The following is a 20,925-nucleotide window of genomic DNA, read 5'->3' as shown; positions in this document are numbered from 1 at the left end:
CCAGAAACTGTTAACTCTCATCAGGAGGAGAAGTAATGATTAGTCGAAACGAAAAAGGTTTTACCTTGATCGAGCTGCTGATCGTAATCGCCATCATCGGTATCCTGGCGGCGATCGCGATTCCTCAGTTCAACCAGTACAAAGCTCGTGCCTACAATTCGGACTCCAAGTCCAACCTGCACAACCTGTACCTGGGTTGTAAAGCTTACTGGGCCGAGCAGGGTTCTTCCCAGGCGTGTAACGTAGCCACCGTTACCGCTGCGGAATACGGTTATGTTCAGTCCACCCGTGTCAGCATCCAGGGTTCCGGTAACGAAACCGGCTTTGCCGCTACGGCTCAGCATCTGGACAGCACGACCAGCTACACCATGGATGCGAACGGCAACATCAACTAATCCATGGGTGTCGTAAGACACACGGGTTTGTGTTGAACCAAACTCACCAGCACGCTCCCACCCCGGAATCCGGGGTGGGAGTTTTTTTTCGCCCGGACACTGCCTGCAGGCCTGCGTCTGAATACCGGTACACAGGCAGGATTGACATGCGACCGGTAAGGGAGTCCAATAGCATGGGAAGTATGACTTCGTTTACCGTTGGCGGTTCGGCCGCCGGCTCCTTCTAAACGAGAATCGACTGGTGCCCACCACTCCAAACGACGCCTCCAAACATTCCAAAGACCGCGCTCCCTTCACCGTGGCGTTGCTCAGTTTCCTGGTTTACATCCATTCACTTCGCAACGGGTTCGTCAACTACGACGACATCGACGAGCGCATCCTGAAAAATCCCTTCATCAACACGCCCTGGGACTGGAACTTCATTCCGCAGGCCTTCAGTCAGGCGACAGCGGGATATTACGATCCCGTTTATGTTCTTTCGTACGTCCTCGATTACCAGCTGTGGGGCATGAATCCAGCCGGGTTTCACTTCGGCAATGTGCTCCTTCACACGGTCAATTCGCTTCTGGTATTTCACCTGGTGAGGGCCATGACGAAACGCCACGACCTGGCGTGGGTGACAGGACTTTTGTTCGCAGTCCATCCGGTGCACGTGGAGTCGGTGGCGTGGGCCACCAGCCGCAAGGACACGCTGTCCCTTTTCCTGGCGCTGCTATCCATGCTGGTTTACTGGATCGGGGCAGGGAAGGGCGCCCGGAAGTATGCGGTTTGCGCTGCGGGATCGATTGTCTTTTTGATGCTGGGCATGATGACCAAGCCGACGGTGGCGGTGGTCCCCGGGATGATCCTGTTTGCGGATCTGCTTTTTGGGCGCCGTCCGTTTCCCCGGAAACGCATCGTCGGGTTTCAAACCGTCGCATGGGGTGCGGTTCTGGTTTTCGTTGCCGCGACGTACTCGATGACCGTCGGCATCGCCGTCAAGGAAACCATCCACTTCACACCCCTTCAGCACGTCAGCCTGTTTTTCGATTTGTATGCTTCTTTTATTAAAATCATTCTTTTCCCGGTGAACCTGTGCGCCCTGTACCTGATCGAAGTGAAAGACCGTTTCGATCCATTGACTCTGGTGTTGTTCATTCCCGGGTTGCTGTTTCTGGTCGGTTGGATGCTGGTGGAAATCAAACGGTGCGTTGTGGACGCCGACCGGGCCCGGCGGTATGGCCCGGAAGTGTGGGGGGCGGTGGTGTTTTTTGCCGGACTCCTGCCGTACACCAACATCATGCCGCGCACCATTTATCTGGCCGACCGCTACCTGTATCTGCCGTCCATCGGCTTCTGTTTGATTGCGGCGTCCATTCTGCTTCGCATCCCTGTGGTGCGGTTGCGTCTGGCAGGCATTATAATGGTGGTGGTGCTGTACGGCGCGTTGACCGTGGAACGCGTCCCGGTGTGGCAAAACAGCGTCACCCTTTGGTCGGACGTCACGAAAAAGACGGATATGGACGCAGACCGCCAACACGTCCTCATGGCGCGGGCTTATGGGTTCGAAGGGCAGTGGGACAAGGCGGTTCTGGAATACGCACAGGTGAACCTGTCGGCAGAACCGGATCCCGGGTTGTGGATGGACGTGGCGAAAGCCTACGTCACCGTCAACCGGCTTGAATCCGCCCGGGACGTACTCGATCGGCTGGCGCGGGCCTGCCCGCATTACCCCATCCCGAGTTTGCGCCTTGTCGCACTCGACATCGAACAGAACCGGCTGCAGGCGGCAAGGCAACGCAGGCGGGCTTTGACCGAACGTTTGACCGGGGAGGAACGCGCTCTTTTGCATTCCGTCTTTCGCTTGCGTGCAGAAGGGCGAACGGAACCCATGTGGCATGCGTTCTCGCGGCTGGACCAACGTATTGAACAACGCATCGCTCCTCGAAAACCTGAATTGTTGAAGCAATGCGGCAAGCGGCTTCTGCAAAGTGATTGAAGGGGACTCATTGCATGGACGATAAAAATAACGAAGGGTTCCGGAGACACGCCCTGCCCCTCCTGCTGCTTGCGGGCGTGATGGTCTGGTATTTCCTGCCGGTGCTGTCCCTGGGCCATACGTTTTTTTTTCGCGATGTGATGAAATTTGGGTTGGCTGAGAAATGGTTCCAATGGCACACCCATCTGCAGGGCGCCATGCCCTACTGGAATCCCACCATCTTCAACGGCGTGCCATTCTTTCCGCTGTTGCATCCCAACGCCGCATACCCGCTGAATATTCTGTTGTTCACGGGTGACTTTCCTTACGGGTTCAACCTGTTCGTCGTGGCGCACCACGCTGTTCTGGTGTTTTCCGTGTACGCGTTGATGCGCTTCTGGGGGATGTCGGCGGCGGCCGCCACGGCCTCGGCGTTTGTGGCGGGACTGGGTGGCTACTTCCTTTCCATCGTTTCCCTGGGCAATCAGCTGGTGTCCACCGTATGGACGCCGCTGGTTCTGCTGGCGGTGCAGAAATACCTTATGCGGCCGCACTGGGGATGGCTGACGGCGGCGGTGATTTTTGTGGTTATGCAGATCCTGGGCGGCAGTCCGGAAAGTTGCGTGATGTCCACACTGATGGTGTATTTCGCCTGCGTCTTCATCACTCCCGGGCGTGGCACGCACTGGAAACGTCCCACGCTGACGGTGGCGGGATTGTCATTGACGGCGATTGCGCTCACGGCGTTTCAACTGGTTCCAACGTATCGCGTCATTCAGCGATCCGTTCGCGCGTGGGACCTGGACCCGGCGTTCAACACGAAGTGGTCGCTGGAACCGGAAACCCTGCGTCACCTTTTCGCCGCGCGGGATTTCGACACGTTCATGACGGCATCGTCGCTGGACGCGGTGCCGTACTTTCCCTCGGTGTACATGGGTGTCATCCCGGCTCTGGCCCTGGTGTCGGCGGCGGTCCTGGTCCGCCGACGGGAAGTGATTTTCTGGACGGCCGTGTTTTTCACGGGACTTTTCTTTGCTCTGGGCGGAAACAATCCGGTTTACACACAACTGTTGCCTTTCAATCCGCTTCTGCAGATGTTCCGCTACCCGGAGAAATTTTTCTTTTTCTCCGCGTTCGCGATGACGTTCCTGACCGGGTATTTCATCGATCACCTGTTCCAGGCCAGGGCGCGCCATCGCTTGTCTCCTTTCATCCTTGCCTGTGTGATCTTCGGCACGGTGCTTGCCTCTGTGGCGGTGTATGCGAACGACGACCGCACTGTTCTTTCCGCAGGCGTGTTTGCGGCGGTGGTGGCACTTGCGGTGATGGTGTTTACGGGGCGCATGGAACCGCGCTGGGGCCGGGCTTTGCTGGTGCTCGTGGTGTTCATCGACTTATGGACGGCACACAGCCGGCTGGTGCCTTTTATCGACAAAAAGCTCGTCACTCAACCGCCCGAAGTGATGGCGGGTCTGCCGGAGCCGCCGCCTCTTTACCGGGTGTACACCGGGGCTCTGGACCGCGAACGGTTCCGTTCCAAGAACCTGTTCCCGCAGGCACCCAACCTTGTATTGAGCCATATCCTCGAAAAAGAAACCGCCAGTCCCAATCTCGGTACCGTGTTCGGCCTGCAATACGCTGATGGATTGATGGCCATCGAACTGGAGAACGTGTGGTTGTGGACGCAGATGTTCCGAAAGTCTTCCATGGAAAAGAAGCAACGCATGCTGGAGCGGAGCAACGTGCGCTACTGGGTCGCCGGAGGGGACCTGTTCGGACCGGAAAGCCGGTCACGCCGTTTTGGTTCGGATTCCGTCCGTGAATTTCAAAATGCCCTGCCGCGCGCCTTTCTCGTGCCTGCCATGCGGCAGGGGCCGGAAATCAAACTCATCAACACGTTTTTCGCGAAAGACTTCGATCCACGCAAGGAAGTTCTGCTCGACCGGCCGGTGGATTTTCAGCCGTCGGAACGATTCGACGGCACGGTGCAGTCGATCGAGTATTCACCCAACCACGTCACCGTACGCACACGGCAGGAGGGCAACGGGTTCCTGGTCCTGCTCGATTCGTACTTTCCCGGCTGGACGGTGCACGTGGATGGCAAACCCGCACCCCTTCTCCGCGCCTACCATTTCTTTCGGGCGGTGCCATTGGAATCGGGCATGCATCTTCTGCAATTCAAGTACGTACCTGAAGGGTTGGTTGCAGGACAGGCCGTTACCTTTCTCATGATTGTGATTTCCCTTGCGGTTTTGCTGGTGCGGGCATTTGCACGCCTTCCGGTCAACCGGTGGGATTCCCTTAAAACTTCCTGAGCCCAAAGGGTTCGATGACGACTCCAAACTCATCACTCCTGTCCCGGATACAAAGCGGTCTCGGGTTGTTGTTGCTCGGGGGCGGGCTGCTGCTTTTTTTCTGGCCCATGTTGTTTCAGGGGAAGATGCCGTTCGACCGCGACTTCACCCTGGTGACCTATCCCGTCAAGCATCACTTGCATCAGGCGTACCAGCAGGGAACGCTTCCGTTCTGGAATCCCAACGTACACATGGGCACACCCTACTTTGCGGAATTGCATCCGGGGGTGTTCTATCCACCCAGCCTTTTTTTCTTTATTGAAGATTTTTCCATCGCCCTCAATCTGTACTACATTTTCCATTTCGTCATACTGGCCGTGGGGACGTACCTGCTGCTGCGCCGGTGGGGGGTCTCGCGGACGGGTGCCGTGGCATCGGCGTGGACTGCGGCGCTCAGCGGATTCATTTTTTCTTCGACCTATCTGAGCAACCTGTTTCTCGGGGCGGTGTGGTTGCCCATTCTGTTCTGGGCATTCGAAAAATTTCGTGCCACGTGCCGGGCGCGCTGGTTTGTGCTCACTGCGTTTCTGGTTGCCTGCCAGACGCTGGCCGCCTGCCCGGAAATCAACATTTTCACCTGCGGTCTTTTGGGATTGTGGACGTTATTTGTGCCCGCAGAACGGGAACATCCCGGTTCCGGACGGCATCTGCCGGCTTTAAGGCACGTGGGCATGCTGTTGCTGGCGGTGATTTTGGGGCTTGGTATCATTGCCGTCCAGCTTCTGCCGACGTACCAGTTGATGCAGCACAGCCACCGCACCGACGGCATCGATTACACCTTTCACACCGAATGGTCCCTGAGTCCGGCCACGTTCGAGACGTTTTTCCTTCCGCACGCGGCGCAGGCGAACATGACCCGGAACGTGATTCCCGTGGAGCAGAGCGGGTTTCTGGAAAGCGTGTACCTGGGTGTCTTCGCACCCGTGTTCATCGTGGTGGGCATTGGGTTCTGGCGGGACAGGCGCGTCTTGTTCTGGCTGGTGATGTTTGCGGTGGGACTGTTTCTCGCTTTCGGCAAATACAACCCGTTGTACGCGTGGGTGTATCAAGGGGTGCCGGGCCTGGACCGGTTCCGTTACCCGGAAAAGTATTTTTATGTTTCCGCCATGGCTTCGGTGTTTCTGGTGGGGCTGGTCTGGGACCGGCTGGTGGCCGCCACCACGAAACGCAGCCTGGGTGAAAAATTCGTTCCCGGCGCGGTGCTGATCGCTGCCGCGGCAGTGGTCAATACGGCGCTGGCGCCGGAGGTGCGGGATGCAGCGCCCTCCCTGCTCATCCTGTTCGCCTTTGGCATCACGCACACGCTGTTCTATTTTCGCAAGATCGGCATCGGGTTGTTCAGGGCGGTTTTTCTTGGTTCGCTGTTCCTCGATCTGGTAGTGCGAAATTTCGGCCTCTTCCCGCTGATCGACAAAGAATATTATTTGAACCAACCGGTGATGGCTTCCACCATCCAGTCCGATCCGGAACCGTACCGACTGTATTCGGGGCGGGTGATGGAAAACCCGGACCGGTTCCGCCTGCCCAACGGACCCACCCGTCTCGCGGCGCTCATTGCCATGAAGGAATACATGTACCCGTTTCTCGGCACCGTGTATGGCATGCAGTACGCCGACGGCATGCCGGGACTGGCGATGGGACTGAAGGACCACTTCCTGTGGTACCGGGCGCTCCTGCACGCCAAACCGGAAACACGGTTCCGCATTCTCAAGCGCAGCAACGTGAAGTACTGGATCGACGTCGATCGGCTCACGGCATACGTCGATGGCATTCCGCTGATTCTGCCGGACCGTCTGCACGTGTTCGATGACTCCCTGCCGCGTGCCTTCTGGGTGCCGCGTGCCCGGCAGGTGTCGGATGAACGTTTGCTGGGTCTTTATTACGACCCGGGATTCGATCCGTTGCGTGAGGTGCTGTTGACCCAGGCGCCTCCGCTGAAAAACGTTCCGGCCTCCACCGGCTGGGTGAAGTCCCTGAAGTATGCCCCCAACCGCGTAACCGTGCGCACCCAGCAGACGGGCAACGGTTACCTGGTCCTGCTCGATTCGTGGATGCCCGGCTGGTTGGTGACGGTCGACGGCGAACCGGGAATCGTGATTCGAGCGAACCGGTTTTACCGCGCCGTGCCGCTGGGCCCGGGGCCGCACCGGGTCGAATTCACGTTCACGCCCGCCGGGTGGCGGGAGGGACTCGTCGTCAGCGCCGTTTCCACAGCAATCCTCGTTCTGGGGGCACTCTGGCTGCGCCGCCGGAACCGGTCGGTTTCAACCCAGCCACAAGTCCAAAAGCCACTGTAAAATCAACATCTTATTGATTTTTCGGGGTTTTGGCGGTACAATTTCTCCATGAGAATCACGCGCGATTTCATCGTCGTGGGCAGTGGCCTTGCCGGGCTCACTTTCGCCCTCAAAATTTCCGAGTTCGGTTCGGTGGCGCTCATCACCAAGGACGCGCTGGACGAATCGGCGACCAAGTACGCGCAGGGCGGCATTGCGTCCGTCATGGCGGCGGATGACTCGGTTGACCTGCACGTCGCCGACACGCTGGAAGCGGGGCGCGGCCTGTGCCGCAAGGACGTGGTGCGCTGCATCGTGCAGGAAGGTCCCACTTTGGTGCGCGAACTGGTGAACCTGGGTGCGCGTTTCACCCGCACGCCGGAAGATGCCTATCATCTCACGCGTGAAGGCGGCCACTCCAAGCACCGTATCCTGCACGCCGATGACATGACCGGCTGGGAAATCGAGCGTACGCTGATCGAGGCCATCAAGGGCCGGAAGAACATCGACGTCTATACCTACCACATGGCGGTGGACCTGATCACCCGTGCCAACCTGGACGCGTCCGTCAACCCCGGCAGCGCGGAGGACGAAGCGCTGGGTCTGTACGCTCTCAACGAGCACACGGGCGAGGTGAATACGTTTCTCGGCAAGGGTGTTCTGCTTGCCACCGGCGGGGCGGGGAAGGTGTATCTCTACACTTCCAACCCGGATACGGCGACCGGCGACGGGGTGGCGGTGGCCTACCGCGCGGGGGCGAAGGTCGCCAACATGGAGTTCTTCCAGTTCCACCCCACGTGCCTGTTTCACCCGCAGGCGAAATCGTTTTTGATTTCCGAGGCGGTGCGCGGGGAAGGCGGCATCCTGCGCCTCAAGAACGGTGAGACTTTCATGGAAAAGTACCACCCGCTTGGATGCCTTGCGCCACGCGATGTGGTGGCGCGCGCCATCGACTACGAAATGAAAAAGAGCGGCGACGACTGTGTGTACCTCGATGTGACGCATCTCGAGGGTTACCTGACGCGCGAACGGTTCCCGAACATTTACAAGACCTGCATGGATTTCGGGTTCGACATGACGCGCGAACCCCTGCCGGTGGTTCCGGCGGCGCATTACATGTGCGGCGGGGTGATCGCCGACCTCAACGGCCAGACCAACATCCGCCGCCTGTTCGTCTCGGGCGAGGTCGGGTATTCCGGCCTGCACGGGGCCAACCGGCTGGCGAGCAATTCGTTGCTGGAAGGGCTGGTGCTGTCGCACCGTGCGGTTTTCAAGGCGCGGGAGTTGCTTGCGGAGTCGCAGGAGAGGAACGCGTTGCAGGAAGAGATTCCGGAGTGGGACCCGGGCGACGCCGTTGAGAGCGACGAGTCGGTCGTGGTGTCGCACAACTGGGATGAAATCCGCCGCCTCATGTGGAACTACGTGGGCATCGTGCGCACGGACAAGCGCCTGCACCGGGCGCACCGCCGCATCTCCATGTTGCTGGAGGAGATTCAGGAATATTACTGGAGTTTCAATATCACCAGGGACACGCTGGAGTTGCGCAACATCGCCATCACCGCGCGCCTGATCATTGAAGGCGCGTTGAAGCGCAAGGAAAGCAGGGGCCTGCATTACAACCTGGATTACCCCGAACCGGACGAGACCCGGTTGCCGGTGGAGACGTTGTTGCAGGACACGACCCAGCGTCTGTTGAGCCAAACACGAACCCGGAAACGAGCCAACCCGTCATGAGTGGAACCCAAAACAACAAACCCGAATCGAAAATTCTGTCGCAGGAAGCGGCCGCGTCCACGCGCCTGCACCCCTTGCGCGATGTGTTCGGCGTGATGCTGATCGGCTTCACCGTCTTCGCGCTGTATTCGCTGCTCACTTACACCCCGAAGGACCCGTCTCTTCACAGCCAGGTGATCCAGGCGGTGGAGGTGGAGAACAACGGTGGGATCGTCGGTGCGTACCTGGCCGACCTTTTGGTGCAAACCTTCGGCACCGGGGCCTTCGTGTTTCCGTTGATCACGTTCATCGTGAGCTGGGGGCTCATCCGCGGCAGGGAGTTTTCCCGCTGGCCCGCCATGTTGAGCTTCGGCTTCCTGTTCTGGGTGGTGTTGTGCGGCCTGCTCACCATGAGTTTCGACCCTGATCCTTATTTCGGTCATGCTACCGTATCGGGCGGCGTGGCGGGAGGATACATTTCTTCCTACCTGGTCTTGTGGCTGAATGCGTGGGGCGCGCGTCTGGTGCTGGTAACGATGATGTTCATCGCGATCATGGGAATGGTGGGCGTGCCGATGGACACGATGATTCGTGGCACCGGCAACCTGTTCCGCTTTGCGGTCCGCATGGCGCTGAAAGGATGCACGCAACTGCTGGCGCTGGGCGGGACCTTGATTGCGCTGGTGCAGGAAGGTGCGAAAGGATTATGGCGGTTCCTGAAAATGATCCGCAAAACCATGCGCGACAACCGGCCGAAACTGAGTGAGCCGGTCATTGTGTCCAGCGAGGCTTTTGTGCCGAATGAAATCATGACCCCGATCTCCAAACAGCCGGAGCCATCGCCGACCCGCTCCAAAAAGAAAAAGAATGAGGAGCCGGAAGAAAAACCCGCGTTCGCGATGCAGGAGGATTTTCCCTTCGTGCATGAGACAGGCGATTACCGTGTGCCGCCGGTGGATCTTCTGGACGAGCCCGTCCACATCAAGAACGTGGAAAAACTGCGCGAAGAGATCATGCTGAATTCAACCATCCTCGAGCGCAAGCTTTCGGACTTCGGCATCGCGGGAAAGGTGGTGCAGGTTCTGCCGGGCCCGGTGATCACGCTTTATGAATACGAACCCGCGCCAGGGGTGAAGGTGAGCCGCATCCTGTCCTTGACCGACGACCTTGCGCTCGCCATGCGCGCACCCAGTGTTCGCATTCTTGCCCCGGTACCCGGAAAGTCGGTGGTGGGGATTGAACTGCCGAACCCGAAACGCGACACGGTGCCCATAAAAGAGATCATTCAGTCGGACGCGTTCCAGAGTTCGCCGTCGAAGCTCACCCTGGCGGTGGGCAAGGACAATATTGGTGTGCCCATGGTGCAGGACCTGGCACAGGTACCGCACCTGTTGATTGCGGGCTCGACCGGGTCCGGCAAGTCTGTCGGCATCAACTCCATGATCATCAGCCTCCTTCTCAATGCCAATCCGGAGGAAGTGAAGATGATCATGATTGATCCGAAGATGCTGGAGCTTTCCATGTATGACGGTATCCCGCATCTCATAGCGCCGGTGGTGACCAATCCGAAAAAGGCCGCGGCGGCCCTGCAGTGGGCGGTGGCAGAGATGGAGCGACGCTACAAGATGATGGCGGAAAAAGGCGTGCGCAACATCACCGGCTACAACGAACTTGTTACGAAACTGGAGCGCCAGCGCGAGGAAGAGGAACGAAAAAATAAAAAAGCGAAAAAGAAAACGGCCCCGGTGGAAGAAACGTTTCTCGAAGAGAATATGGATGAAAATGCGGAAACCGAAAAGGAAGCCGAACCGGAGGTGCTCCAGAAACTGCCTTATGTCGTGATCATCATTGATGAGCTGGCGGACCTCATGATGGTGGCGTCGAAGGGTGTGGAGGATTCGCTGACGCGCCTGGCCCAGATGGCGCGCGCCGCGGGCATTCATTTGATCGTGGCGACGCAACGGCCGTCGGTGGACGTACTGACAGGCATCATCAAGGCCAACTTTCCGGCGCGTATTTCGTTCCAGGTGACGTCGCGTGTCGACTCACGCACCATTCTGGACAGTGTCGGCGCGGAAAAACTGCTGGGTAAGGGAGACATGCTGTTTCTGCCTCCGGGGACATCGCGGCTCAAGCGCATACACGGTTGCATGGTGAGCGATGAAGAGATCAACCGCATCCTGAAATTCATCAAGGACCAGCCGAAGGAAGCGGAGTTGCGCGAAGACGTTTTTGAGGAAGTGGTGGAAGCGGAGAAACAGCGCGCCGAGGAGGAAGAGGAATTTGACGAGCTGTATGACGATGCAGTGGCGATCGTAGCCAAGGAAAAGCAGGCGTCGATTTCCATGCTCCAGCGGCGCCTTCGGGTGGGCTACAACCGAGCGGCGCGTATGATTGAGATCATGGAGCGCGAAGGTGTGGTGGGGCCCTCCGACGGCATCAAACCCCGGGAAGTGTATGTCAAACCAATTCCTTTCGATTAAGCCCAGAACAGGCGTCGTGCTGGCAACTGTCCTGGCTTTGGCCGGATGGCTGGCCATGAGCCTTTCTCCACCTGATGCGGTTGCCAAGATTTACAAATGGCGCGACGATAAAGGCAAACTGCACTTTACCGACAATCCTTCAAAAATTCCCCTGAAATACCGGGAAGAACAGAAAATCCAAACTTACGAAGCCCCTCCAGAATCTTCCAATCCTGTGAAACTGAAAGTTCCGGAGCCCGTCTCGAAAAACCACGTAGTTCCACTGACTCCCATCGGAAACGGAAATTATATTGTTGATGTGATGATCAACGGCCGGATACCGGGTAGATTTGTTGTGGATACGGGCGCGTCCAGCGTCACTCTCTCAGAAGAATTGGGACGCAAGGTGCATCGAAACCTTGGGGCCTTGCCCAAGCTGCAGGTCCAGACAGGGGGCGGCATGGTGGATTCTCCTTTACTCCTTCTCCGGTCTCTTAAGGTTGGAAGTGCCAAAGTGGAAAATGTGGAAGCCAATGTGAATCCGTTTTTGGGGGAAGGGTTTGACGGTCTTCTGGGCATGAGCTTTCTTGGTGATTTCCAGGTCCGGGTGGACAGTACGGACGATGCGTTGATTCTCGACCCGCTGGGAAAAAAGGGGGAGACCACCTGGGGGGGGAAGCCGGCAATATGGTGGAAACGCAGGTATGAGGCGTATATCAGCAAAATGCTGGGCTATCGAATGATGGCAGAAAGAAACAAGAATGATTTCCGCGCCAGAAACAATTTTAATAAGCTGTCTCAATTTTATGAAGAACTTTATCAGTCGCTGGACAAGCGGGCCACCCGGGTGGACCTTCCTAAGGAATTTCGCATGGATCCAAAGAACATGCGCGTTCAGCTCCCTTGATTATGAATGGCGACCCCGAAATTCCCTCTCCTTCCATTTCTCTCATTGGTGAAAATGAATTTTATGTTTGCGTACTGCTCGGAGCCAGCAACCTGGCCCGGGGTTACAGTGCGCTTGCATATTATCTGACCAGGAATCTGAAGCCGGAAGCGGTGAAAATTTATGCGGCCTGTGGGCCGGGTCGCGGCTATGGTTGCTGGGGAGGGATGTTCAACATTTCTTACCCGCCTATTGCCGAAAGTCCGTTGTTCGAACGATTGGGAAAACAGGCCCGGGATGGAAAACGAGTGGTTGCCCTGATTACAGATATTGGGAATGATTTGTTATACGGAATGGATGGAGACTCCTTGATTGCGACCATGAAAAACCTGTTTGAGCGGTTGGAGAATCTGAATGCGGAAATTTACGCAACCACTCTGCCGGTTTATTTTGAGGGAAATGTGCCTGCAATCGTGTACTATCCCATCCGAACTTTTTTATACCCCAAATCCCACATCTCCCGCGAAGAAGCCATAGACGGGGTGCGGCGGGTCAACGCTTTTTTAAAAGAATATAAAAGCCCTCACATTCATTTGATTCCCCCTTTGGACGACTACCTGGGATGGGACCACGTACATTTTGGGTTGGTCCGTTCGGCGGAGGTGTGGAATCGTATAGGTGAATGTCTGCTTGACGGATTTGGGAGGCGACCGCACCGCCCGATTCGTTTTCCCAGAATACTGCTTTCGTACAAGGATTGTTTTATCCGTCTGGTGTTCATGGAAATGTTTAAATGCATACGTCGCTCCAAAAACCTGTTTTAAAGGAATTTTATGCCTTTCCTGCGTATGGGATATCGCCTTGTCCTGATAACTTCAGTGGTCGTACTCTCTTTCTTGACATCCATCGTGTTGTGGCTCTTGTTTCGTAATAATCAGAAATCTCATTGCAAGTGGGTGGGATGGTTTGCCCGTTTCTGGGGCCGCCGGGCCTGTGCTGCTATCGGGCTGAGTTATACCGTGGAGGGGGATCTCAATATTCCTCCGGGATCGATGATCGTTGCCAATCATGTGGGGGCAGTGGATATTTTTTTGATGGCGGCCAACTTCAAATTGTTTTTTGTTTCCAAAGCGGAGGTGAACGGCTGGCCGGTGGTGGGGCAGATGGCACAGTTGGGAAAAACCATTTTTGTTGATCGAAGCCGCCGCCACCAGGTGACGGGCATGATCGACAGCATCCGGGAGCGCATGCGCGATGGCTTCAATGTTGCCTGGTTTCCAGAGGGCAGTGTGACCAAGGGGGATGATGTGTATCCGTTCAAGCCATCCGCATTTGAGGCGGCAGTGCAGGAAAAAAGGCCGGTGGTTCCGGTGTTGATCCGTTACGAGGGGGGAGGAGAGCCCTACGTGGCCAGTTGGACGGGAACTCTGGGTGAGCACATGATCCGGGTGTTGAAGTCCAAGGGATTGCGGGCAAAAGTCCGTGTGTTTCCCCCGATCCCGCCTGCAAAAACAAGGCAGGAGCTTTCCCGGGCGAGCCACGATCTCTTATATCAGGCGTTCCACAAAAACCCCCAGGAAAACAACTCCCATATCACTGAAGTGGGTGCGTCTTCCGAATATTAGAGTTTCCTTCCGAATCTTTAAGTTTGAGAACTTGAACTCCAAATCGATTACTTTGAAACGGTGTGCCCCCAAACTGCCGGATGGGAGTGTACCGGGCTTCAATCCAATTCTTTAGTCCGCTGGCATAGTCTTTTCCAAAAACGGGGCTTCCAAAAATGGTGAAGTCGATGTTGACGTATACCACATAGTCGGGGGGGCGATGCTCCAATAGTTGGATCATTGCAGGATCGCCACGAATGATCCACACCAGGGGATTGAAGATAGTGTCGCGTGTGGGGAACCGGCGGCGGAGCAGGTAGTTGATCATCATGGAATCGGGCAGGGATAAAATGGTCTCGTTGTGCTTCACTTCTTTTTCCAAAAAACTCAATGCATGGCTTAGGATCTCCGCCCGGTCGAGCGGGGTTCCGTCAAAACGAACCGCGTTGGGCGGGAAATCATAGATCATGTCCGCCCCGCTACCCACGGGATAAGTTTTGATCTGGTATTGGTTGTACGAGATGCTGGTCCAGATGAGTACCGTCACCGCAACCAGCCCGTAAGTTCCGCAACGAAAAACCCAGGCGGTTTTGTTCCCGGATTCTATTAATTTCGGAAGGAAGTGTAGAAGCCCGGTGACCATGACCAGCGTGGCAGGAAGGGCAAGTACAAATCCCAGATGGGATGTATTCAAGTTGAAAAACACTTTCAGGGTGAGGACCAGGGCAAATACGCCCAGCATGAAAAAGGAAAGAGGCTGTCCTCTTTTCTGGAGGGAAGGGAGGTTTTTGATAAGGAAAATGCTCAATCCAAGACAAAGAATCACCAGAATGACCGGAAAGGACCGTGGAAGATGCCGCCAGGGAATCTGCGGATATAAAAGGATCAGTCCCGTGGCAACCGCCAGCCCAAAGTACAGCCCCGCACGGGGTGAGTTCTTGCCGCGTTTCTCCAGCCACAAATTGAAACCGATCAGAAATGCCAGCAGGAGTGCGTATACCAGAAGATGGACGGAAATTTTAAGAAGGTTGGCCTCCAGAAACATCGTGCCCGAAACAAATCTGTAATAAAACAGAGAATGTATATTCAAGTTGAGCCCATGAATCCATTGGCTGAAAAGGTGATGTGCGGCTTCCTCCATCGGCATTTTGAAAGCAAAATAGAAAAAGAAAAAGAGAGGAAACACAAAGATGGGGCCGACAACCAGAACGATCCTCAGGAGGGTTGTCCGCACCGGCTCATCCCTCCCGCGTAAATCCATGAGAAGGGTTATCCCAACGGCGGAAAAAGCGGCGGCAAACATTTCAGCTTTGGTCAAAAACACCAGTCCCAGCAAAAGCCCGACTCCCAGGAGACGGGCTGGTTCGCGGGATTCCAAATAGCGCCCGCACTGGTAAAGGGAGACGCACCCCAGCATGAATCCGTAGGTCAGGTCATAAACATAAGGACAGATAAAGTTCAGCAGCCCCATTCCCCAATAATAGGCAAAAGCGAAGGCCAGAACAAAAGTGACACCGGCGAGGGTGGCGCAGATGGAGTCGCTGATCTGCCTCATCCAGTAAAAAAGAAACAATGAAAACCCGTAAACCAAAACCAGGTTGGCGAGGGCGAGGTGAATCATACCCGGCCCAAGGAAAGTAAATAAGGCGGCGTTGATATACGATGCCAGGGGGCCGTGAAAATACACAACGTCACGATAGAGAACCTGCCCTTCGGAAAGCATCCAGGGGACATACAACTGCTGGCCAAAGTCCATGATCACATCGGGCCAGCGACGCCAGCTGACCCACGTCATGAAAACGTACGAAAGTGTGATGAGCAACGGCCCCAGAGCGTTCCATTGAACCTGGATGAGTCTGGTGGAAGGGCTGGATTGGTTGAAGGCCATAGGTTCAGGACTTTTCTGGAGGTAAACGTTTCAGGATTCGAACGCCAAATTCCTTCCCTTCAAAGGGCGTTGCCCCGATCTGGCGAAATAAAACGTAATCACGTTGAATCCATTCCATCACAGAGCGGGCATAGTCGGTACCGAAATGGCGTTGACCGAACCATTGGTAATCCGCATGCACCAGGAGAATATGGGAAGGCAGGGCGGACTGCAACCGGACCAATACTTTGTTTTCATCCTGAGTGCGCATGGTGAGAGGACTGAACAACGTGTCTCTGGTTGGAAAGGGTTTGCGTAAAAGGTAATTGAAAATCATGGCGTCGGGAAGAGTGAGCAGTTTAGCTTCTTTCCCCAATTCCTTTTTCAGCAATTCCAGTGTTTCGTTAACAATGAGACCACGGGAAAATATCCGTCCGTCCGGGTATTGTACAAGAGGCTGAAAATCGAAAATCCGGTCCACTCCTTCCCCAACGGGGTAAGTTTTGTTCTGGTAGGCAAAAAAACTGTTCATGCCGATGACAATAATGAAATACAGAACAGCGGTAATGGAAACGGATCGAATGATTACGGAATTTCCGGAGATTCGTTCCGCAATGCGGGGCAGAGAATGCAAAGCACAAAACAGCATGACCAGAGTGGCGGGCATCGCCAGGGCAAACCCCAAGTCGGTGAGACGCAGATTGTAAAATGCCTTGAATGTGAGAGTCAGGGAAAAAACAATAAGAGTAAGAAAAATAATTCTACGCCGGGTGATCTGAATTAGCCGTTGTTCCCGCCCGATTCGAATGGCCAGGTAAAAACCTGAAATGAATAAAATGATTGGAAAGGCGCGGGTGATTTCCAGCCAGGGAATGGTGTCCATAAGAGCCAGGAGGGCCGTCAGGGTTAACAATCCCAGAAGCAACCCGGTCCACTTATGATTGGTTCCATTGCGGGCAAAAATATGATTGAGATAACTCACCAGCCCACCGAGGCACAGAAAAACCAATGCGTGCAAACCCATGCGCTTCAGGTTGTCTTCAAGGTGCATCCAACCCAGGGTGAATTGATAATAGGGCATGGTGCGGATGACGGGATCTGACGCATTCAGGTACTGACCCAATATATGGGAGAAAGCGCGGGTCACCGGCATGAAAAAAGAAAAATAAAGCGCAAAGGCCAAAATGGGTAAAAGGGAACACCCCGCAAAAACCGCAGCGTTCAGCAAAATGGTTTTGGAATGCAAGCGGCGTTGCGACCAGAAAATATAAAGGCCTCCACCCAGACTGAGAGAGACGGCGAGAAATACCTCGACTTTGGTGAGAAAAACCAGCCCAAGCAACACTCCGAGACCGCAAAGGGTTTGGAGACGCGGCGATTTCAGATAGCGGTAAAATAGAAACAGGGTAAAAATCCCGAGCAGGATGCCATGCGTGAGATCGTATGTATAGGGTGCGATGAAATTGAAACTGCCGAATCCCATATGATGTGCGAAGACAAAAACGGTAATAAATGAAAGGCAAATGAGGGTTGCGTTTAGACGATTGCTGAAATAGTGGCAAAGCCGAAAAATAAGAAAGGAGACAAGCGATACCAAAGCCAAATTGAACAGGGCCAGTTGCAGGATTCCAGGCCCGAATATCAGAAAAACAAGCGTGTGGATATAAGAAGACAGGGGGCCATGAAAATAAGCGACATCGCGATAAAGGACATGGCCCTGCGACAACGCCCAGGGAACATATGCCTGCTGACCGAAGTCCACCAGGAGGTCCGGCCAGCGTTGCCAGCTAATCAACATCCATGCGATCAAAACGGAACCGATCGGCAGGCCTCCTGTATACCAAAATTGAAGTCTTTGGGTCATTTGATTTTCAGGAAGAAGATCTGTTTGAATGCTCTTTCATTTTATATACCAAGGCACCGAACCCACTCTTGGTAAATGGAACTGCGCCAATTTTCTTCTCACGAGAGTAGTTTTCAATAATCCACTGATAAACGGTTTGGGCAAAATCCTCTCCGAAATGTTCCATTCCCCATTCTGGATATTGCCGCTCAACCAAAACGATATAGTCCGGGGGGTTGGCTTTCAATTGCTCCAGCAGGGGCGTGTCGCCTCCGATTAGTATCCAGGTCAGTGGATTGACTAAAAACCCCTTGATGGGATCCTTGTGCCGGGTGAGGTAATTGATCATGACCGCATCGGGAAACACCGCGACCGTGGCATCGGGTTCTAAATTCTCTTCCATGTACTCAAGCAGGTACCGGGTTACGATCGGTTCCATGTAGGGACGCCCGAAATGAGGACGGCTGTTTGGGGCGTATTCATAAAAGCGGTCGACCCCCTCGCCGACAGGGATCACTTTCTTGGAATAATACAGGTAAGAGTCGTAAACCATGACGTAAAGGTAAACCGCAAAAAGAGACGCTGTGGCCATAGTATAAAAACATATGGATACGTTTCCCCTTCGTATCCAATCTGGAAGGAGATCGGTTACGAGTATGATCACCATGAGGGACGCGGGGAACGTGAGAGCGAAACCATAATGATAAATCACCGTGTTGAAAAAAATCTTGGACAGCAGGAACAGGGAAAATAAAGTAAGTACCAGAAGAAAAATATACTTCTGGTGCTCTTTGTCAGAAAGTGATCGTGATTTGATATGCCAGACGATAGCAATAAAAATACCGATCATGATGAAGGGCAGCGGATTCAAAATCCATTTCCACGGAATGGACCAGAAAAAATACCAGGCAAGCAGGGGAATTAAAATCGCGGTTGGCAAACCAAACCGCCAATCATTCCTGCCTGATTTGTCCAGTTTCTGATTGATGTAAACGAGTCCGCTCACTACAAGAACAAAGACCATTAAATACATAAACATGAAAATCAGATTGCGGCCAAGCGCATTGGTTCCCATGAGCAACTTGTAGTAAGGAAGGTTCTTGACCTGCGGATTCAACGAATATTCAATGGGAAGGAGCAAATTGGAAAAGGCATCGGAAAGAGGCATCAGGGTAGCGAAATAACAGAGGACCAGAGTGGCGGGAAGAAAAAAGGTTGCTGAAAGGGTAAATAGGTTCATGGCAATGCGTCGTCCATCCATCCTGTGAAAACGGAACACGATTCCCAAACCTGCCGCACCCGCCAGTCCGAGCGCAAACATCACTTCAATTTTGGTCAGCAAAGTCAGTCCGGAAAGAAATCCAATCGCCAAAAGCCTTTTGGTGGTAGGGAACCTGATGTATTCCAGAAAAACAGCAAACGTGAGGAAGGCCAGCAGAATTCCATGGGTCAGATCGTACGAGTAGGGCTGAATGAAATTGAAGTTGGCCAGGTAACGGTGATGACCAAGAGCATGAATTACGAGAAACAGGAGGGCGCCCAGGGTCGCAGTCCACGGACTGCTAATAGAATTCACCATGCGATAAAGCACAATGGTGAGTATGATTGTCAGCCCGATATTGAAAAGAGAAAGATAAAGGGCTCCAGGACCCGCGAGTTTGAAAATCAGGGCATGAATATAGGGAGACAGCACCCCGAAAACGTAAAAAAGATCGCGGTATAAAACTTCTCCTTCAGCGATGCGCCAGGGAATGTATAGCTGGTTGCCAAAATCGATCAGCACATCGGCCCACCTTTGCCAACTCAGCCAGAGCATGAGCCCCCCACCGATAAAAACAACCAACGGTCCGGCCCATGCCATGACTGTTTGAAAGCGTCCCGACGGGTTTTGGGTATTGGGAGGGGGATGAGGAAAAGCCGATTTCATGAATTTCCCCTTTGCCTGTAAATTTGAACACCGAATCCCGATACAGTGAAGGGTTCTGCACCGATCTGTTTGATCAAACTGTAATTCTCCTGAATCCAGCGATTGATGAACACGCCGTAATCCCTGCCGAAGAGAGGAAGGTCAAATTCGAAATAACTTCGGTCAACCATTACAATATAATCAGGAGGTTCGTTCCTTAGCAGACGCAATAGATAATCATCTTTTTCAAACAAAACCCAGGTGACGGGGTTCAACAGGAAACCCCTGGCAGGATCACGATGGCGTGAAAGGTAATTAAAAATGACGGCATCCGGCATCACCGTCATGGTGGCATCTGGAGGAATTTCCTTTTCGATATATTCCAATGCAAATTTCGTGAGCATGCCTTTCACGTAGGGTTTGCCTCCCTCAATCCGGCTCATCGGATGGTAATCGTACACGAGATCCGGACCCTTTCCGACGGCCAGTTGCTTTTTGTTGAAGAACAGATAAGAGTCGAAACACATCGCTCCCACGTAAAGAATGACCAACACGGATGCAGTAAAACGGTAGGTATATTGCGGACCCCAATACTTTTGCAAAGCTTCCGGTAAAATGTGGGTCAGCGCGATCACGGTCACCAGGGCTGCCGGGACGGACAGGGCGAATCCATAATGCATGATGACAACTCGAAAAAACACCTTGAGGAGGAGGGCAAGGGCAAACACTGTCAGGACAAACAATCCCGCATCTCGAAAAAAACGACGGTTGGGTTGAAAATTTTTGTGAAGCTGGAAGATTAAAAATACGCCGACAAGAAGCATCAAAAGGGGTAGAGGTTTTAGAAAATACCGCCAGGGAATTTGCTGGAACCCGGCAAGAACAGCCCCGGCAAGCATTGCTGAAAGGATCAGCGCCGGTTTCCATGTGTTTTTGTTTTGATTATTGAGAAACCGGTTGCAGGTCAGAAGACCGGCCAGAATGACTGCCAGCATGCCGGTGTATAAAAAAATCTGGTACAGGTTGTGACCTAGAAAAGCGATGCCTTTCATTTTCTTGAAATAGAAAAAATCATGAACCTCCGGAGCAAGGGCCAGTTTCCACGGCAGGATTAAGCTGTGCCATGCTTCGGCAGGGGACATGTGCAGGGAAAAAAATATGAAAAACACACTCAAGGGTGCCAAAGAGGCAATCAGGAATATCAATACATGACGCGCTACGGCTTTTTTCGACAGGCGGTGAGCGCACACTGCCAGAACCAGGCCCGTTGGTACAGCCAGACCCGCCGCCAGCATGACTTCGATTTTGGTCAGCAGCACCAATCCCAGCAACAGGCCAATGACGAGGACCCGGTTTGAAGTCGGCCGTTCGAGGTATTTGAGTACCTGGAACAAAGTACAGAAGCTAAGAAAAATTCCGTGTGTCAGGTCATAGGAATAGGGCTGGATGAAATTGTAGTTTCCCAGATATTTGTGCTGACCCAACGCGTGCACCAAAAGAAATACAAGGGATGCCAAAGTTGCCGTCCACGGATTGGAAAGACGAAGCACCAGGCTGTAGATGAGGACGGTCAACACCGCTGTGAGGAATATGTTGAACAGGCTGAGAAAATGGGCCCCTGGACCCAGAAGAGAAAACAAACCTGCGTGCAGGTAGGAAGAG

Annotated in this window: 13 protein-coding genes; 9 read left to right on the top strand and 4 right to left on the bottom strand. The window is 54.1% G+C overall.

All coding sequences use genetic code 11. The features are described from left to right. Nucleotides 1-35 precede the first annotated feature (35 nt). The 9 genes from ACTRW9_RS03420 (at nucleotide 36) to ACTRW9_RS03380 (ending at nucleotide 13,668) form a co-directional block, all read left to right on the top strand. On the top strand, nucleotides 36-395 hold the full coding sequence (locus ACTRW9_RS03420) for a prepilin-type N-terminal cleavage/methylation domain-containing protein (RefSeq protein WP_005007504.1): 360 nt from the start codon (nucleotides 36-38) through the stop codon (nucleotides 393-395). Nucleotides 396-636: 241 nt separating this feature from the next. Further along, on the top strand, nucleotides 637-2,373 hold the full coding sequence (locus ACTRW9_RS03415; protein WP_442428304.1) for a hypothetical protein: 1,737 nt from the start codon (nucleotides 637-639) through the stop codon (nucleotides 2,371-2,373). 14 nt (nucleotides 2,374-2,387) lie between these two features. Then, the gene (locus tag ACTRW9_RS03410; protein ID WP_442428303.1) at nucleotides 2,388-4,667 is read left to right on the top strand and encodes a YfhO family protein; all 2,280 of its coding nucleotides are present in this window, start codon (nucleotides 2,388-2,390) and stop codon (nucleotides 4,665-4,667) included. Between the two features lie 125 nt (nucleotides 4,668-4,792). Further along, nucleotides 4,793-7,003, top strand: coding sequence for a hypothetical protein (locus ACTRW9_RS03405; RefSeq protein WP_442428302.1), 2,211 nt, complete (start codon nucleotides 4,793-4,795; stop codon nucleotides 7,001-7,003). Between the two features lie 48 nt (nucleotides 7,004-7,051). Then, on the top strand, nucleotides 7,052-8,716 hold the full coding sequence (gene nadB, locus ACTRW9_RS03400; protein WP_442428301.1) for an L-aspartate oxidase: 1,665 nt from the start codon (nucleotides 7,052-7,054) through the stop codon (nucleotides 8,714-8,716). Continuing rightward, entirely contained in the window at nucleotides 8,713-11,178 is a 2,466-nt protein-coding gene (locus tag ACTRW9_RS03395; RefSeq protein ID WP_442428300.1) for a DNA translocase FtsK, read from the top strand. The genes nadB and ACTRW9_RS03395 overlap by 4 nt, the downstream gene beginning before the upstream one ends. Then, a complete protein-coding gene (locus ACTRW9_RS03390; protein ID WP_442428299.1) occupies nucleotides 11,153-12,064 on the top strand; it encodes an aspartyl protease family protein in 912 nt (303 codons plus the stop codon). Before ACTRW9_RS03395 ends, ACTRW9_RS03390 begins: the two co-directional genes overlap by 26 nt. A gap of 2 nt (nucleotides 12,065-12,066) precedes the next feature. Then, nucleotides 12,067-12,867: a hypothetical protein gene (locus ACTRW9_RS03385; protein ID WP_442428298.1), complete on the top strand. Its 801-nt coding sequence runs from the start codon at nucleotides 12,067-12,069 to the stop codon at nucleotides 12,865-12,867. Nucleotides 12,868-12,999: 132 nt separating this feature from the next. Then, nucleotides 13,000-13,668: a lysophospholipid acyltransferase family protein gene (locus ACTRW9_RS03380; protein ID WP_442426737.1), complete on the top strand. Its 669-nt coding sequence runs from the start codon at nucleotides 13,000-13,002 to the stop codon at nucleotides 13,666-13,668. Here the strand turns inward: ACTRW9_RS03380 and ACTRW9_RS03375 are convergent. The 4 genes from ACTRW9_RS03375 to ACTRW9_RS03360 form a co-directional block, all read right to left on the bottom strand. Further along, the gene (locus ACTRW9_RS03375; protein WP_442428297.1) at nucleotides 13,637-15,535 is read right to left on the bottom strand and encodes a hypothetical protein; all 1,899 of its coding nucleotides are present in this window, start codon (nucleotides 15,533-15,535) and stop codon (nucleotides 13,637-13,639) included. The two genes, ACTRW9_RS03380 and ACTRW9_RS03375, sit on opposite strands and share 32 nt — an antisense overlap. Before the next feature lie 4 nt (nucleotides 15,536-15,539). Next, a complete protein-coding gene (locus ACTRW9_RS03370) occupies nucleotides 15,540-17,312 on the bottom strand; it encodes a glycosyltransferase family 39 protein (protein ID WP_442428296.1) in 1,773 nt (590 codons plus the stop codon). Between the two features lie 73 nt (nucleotides 17,313-17,385). Next, a complete protein-coding gene (locus ACTRW9_RS03365) occupies nucleotides 17,386-19,284 on the bottom strand; it encodes a hypothetical protein (protein WP_442428295.1) in 1,899 nt (632 codons plus the stop codon). Continuing rightward, nucleotides 19,281-20,582, bottom strand: coding sequence for a hypothetical protein (locus ACTRW9_RS03360; protein WP_442428294.1), 1,302 nt, complete (start codon nucleotides 20,580-20,582; stop codon nucleotides 19,281-19,283). The genes ACTRW9_RS03365 and ACTRW9_RS03360 overlap by 4 nt, the downstream gene beginning before the upstream one ends. Nucleotides 20,583-20,925 lie beyond the last annotated feature (343 nt).

The organism is Nitrospina sp. 32_T5 (assembly GCF_052156635.1).
GTDB lineage: Bacteria > Nitrospinota > Nitrospinia > Nitrospinales > Nitrospinaceae > Nitrospina.
The sequence above is the reverse complement of the archived record's forward strand: the minus strand, read 5'-3'. Positions and strand labels throughout refer to the sequence as shown.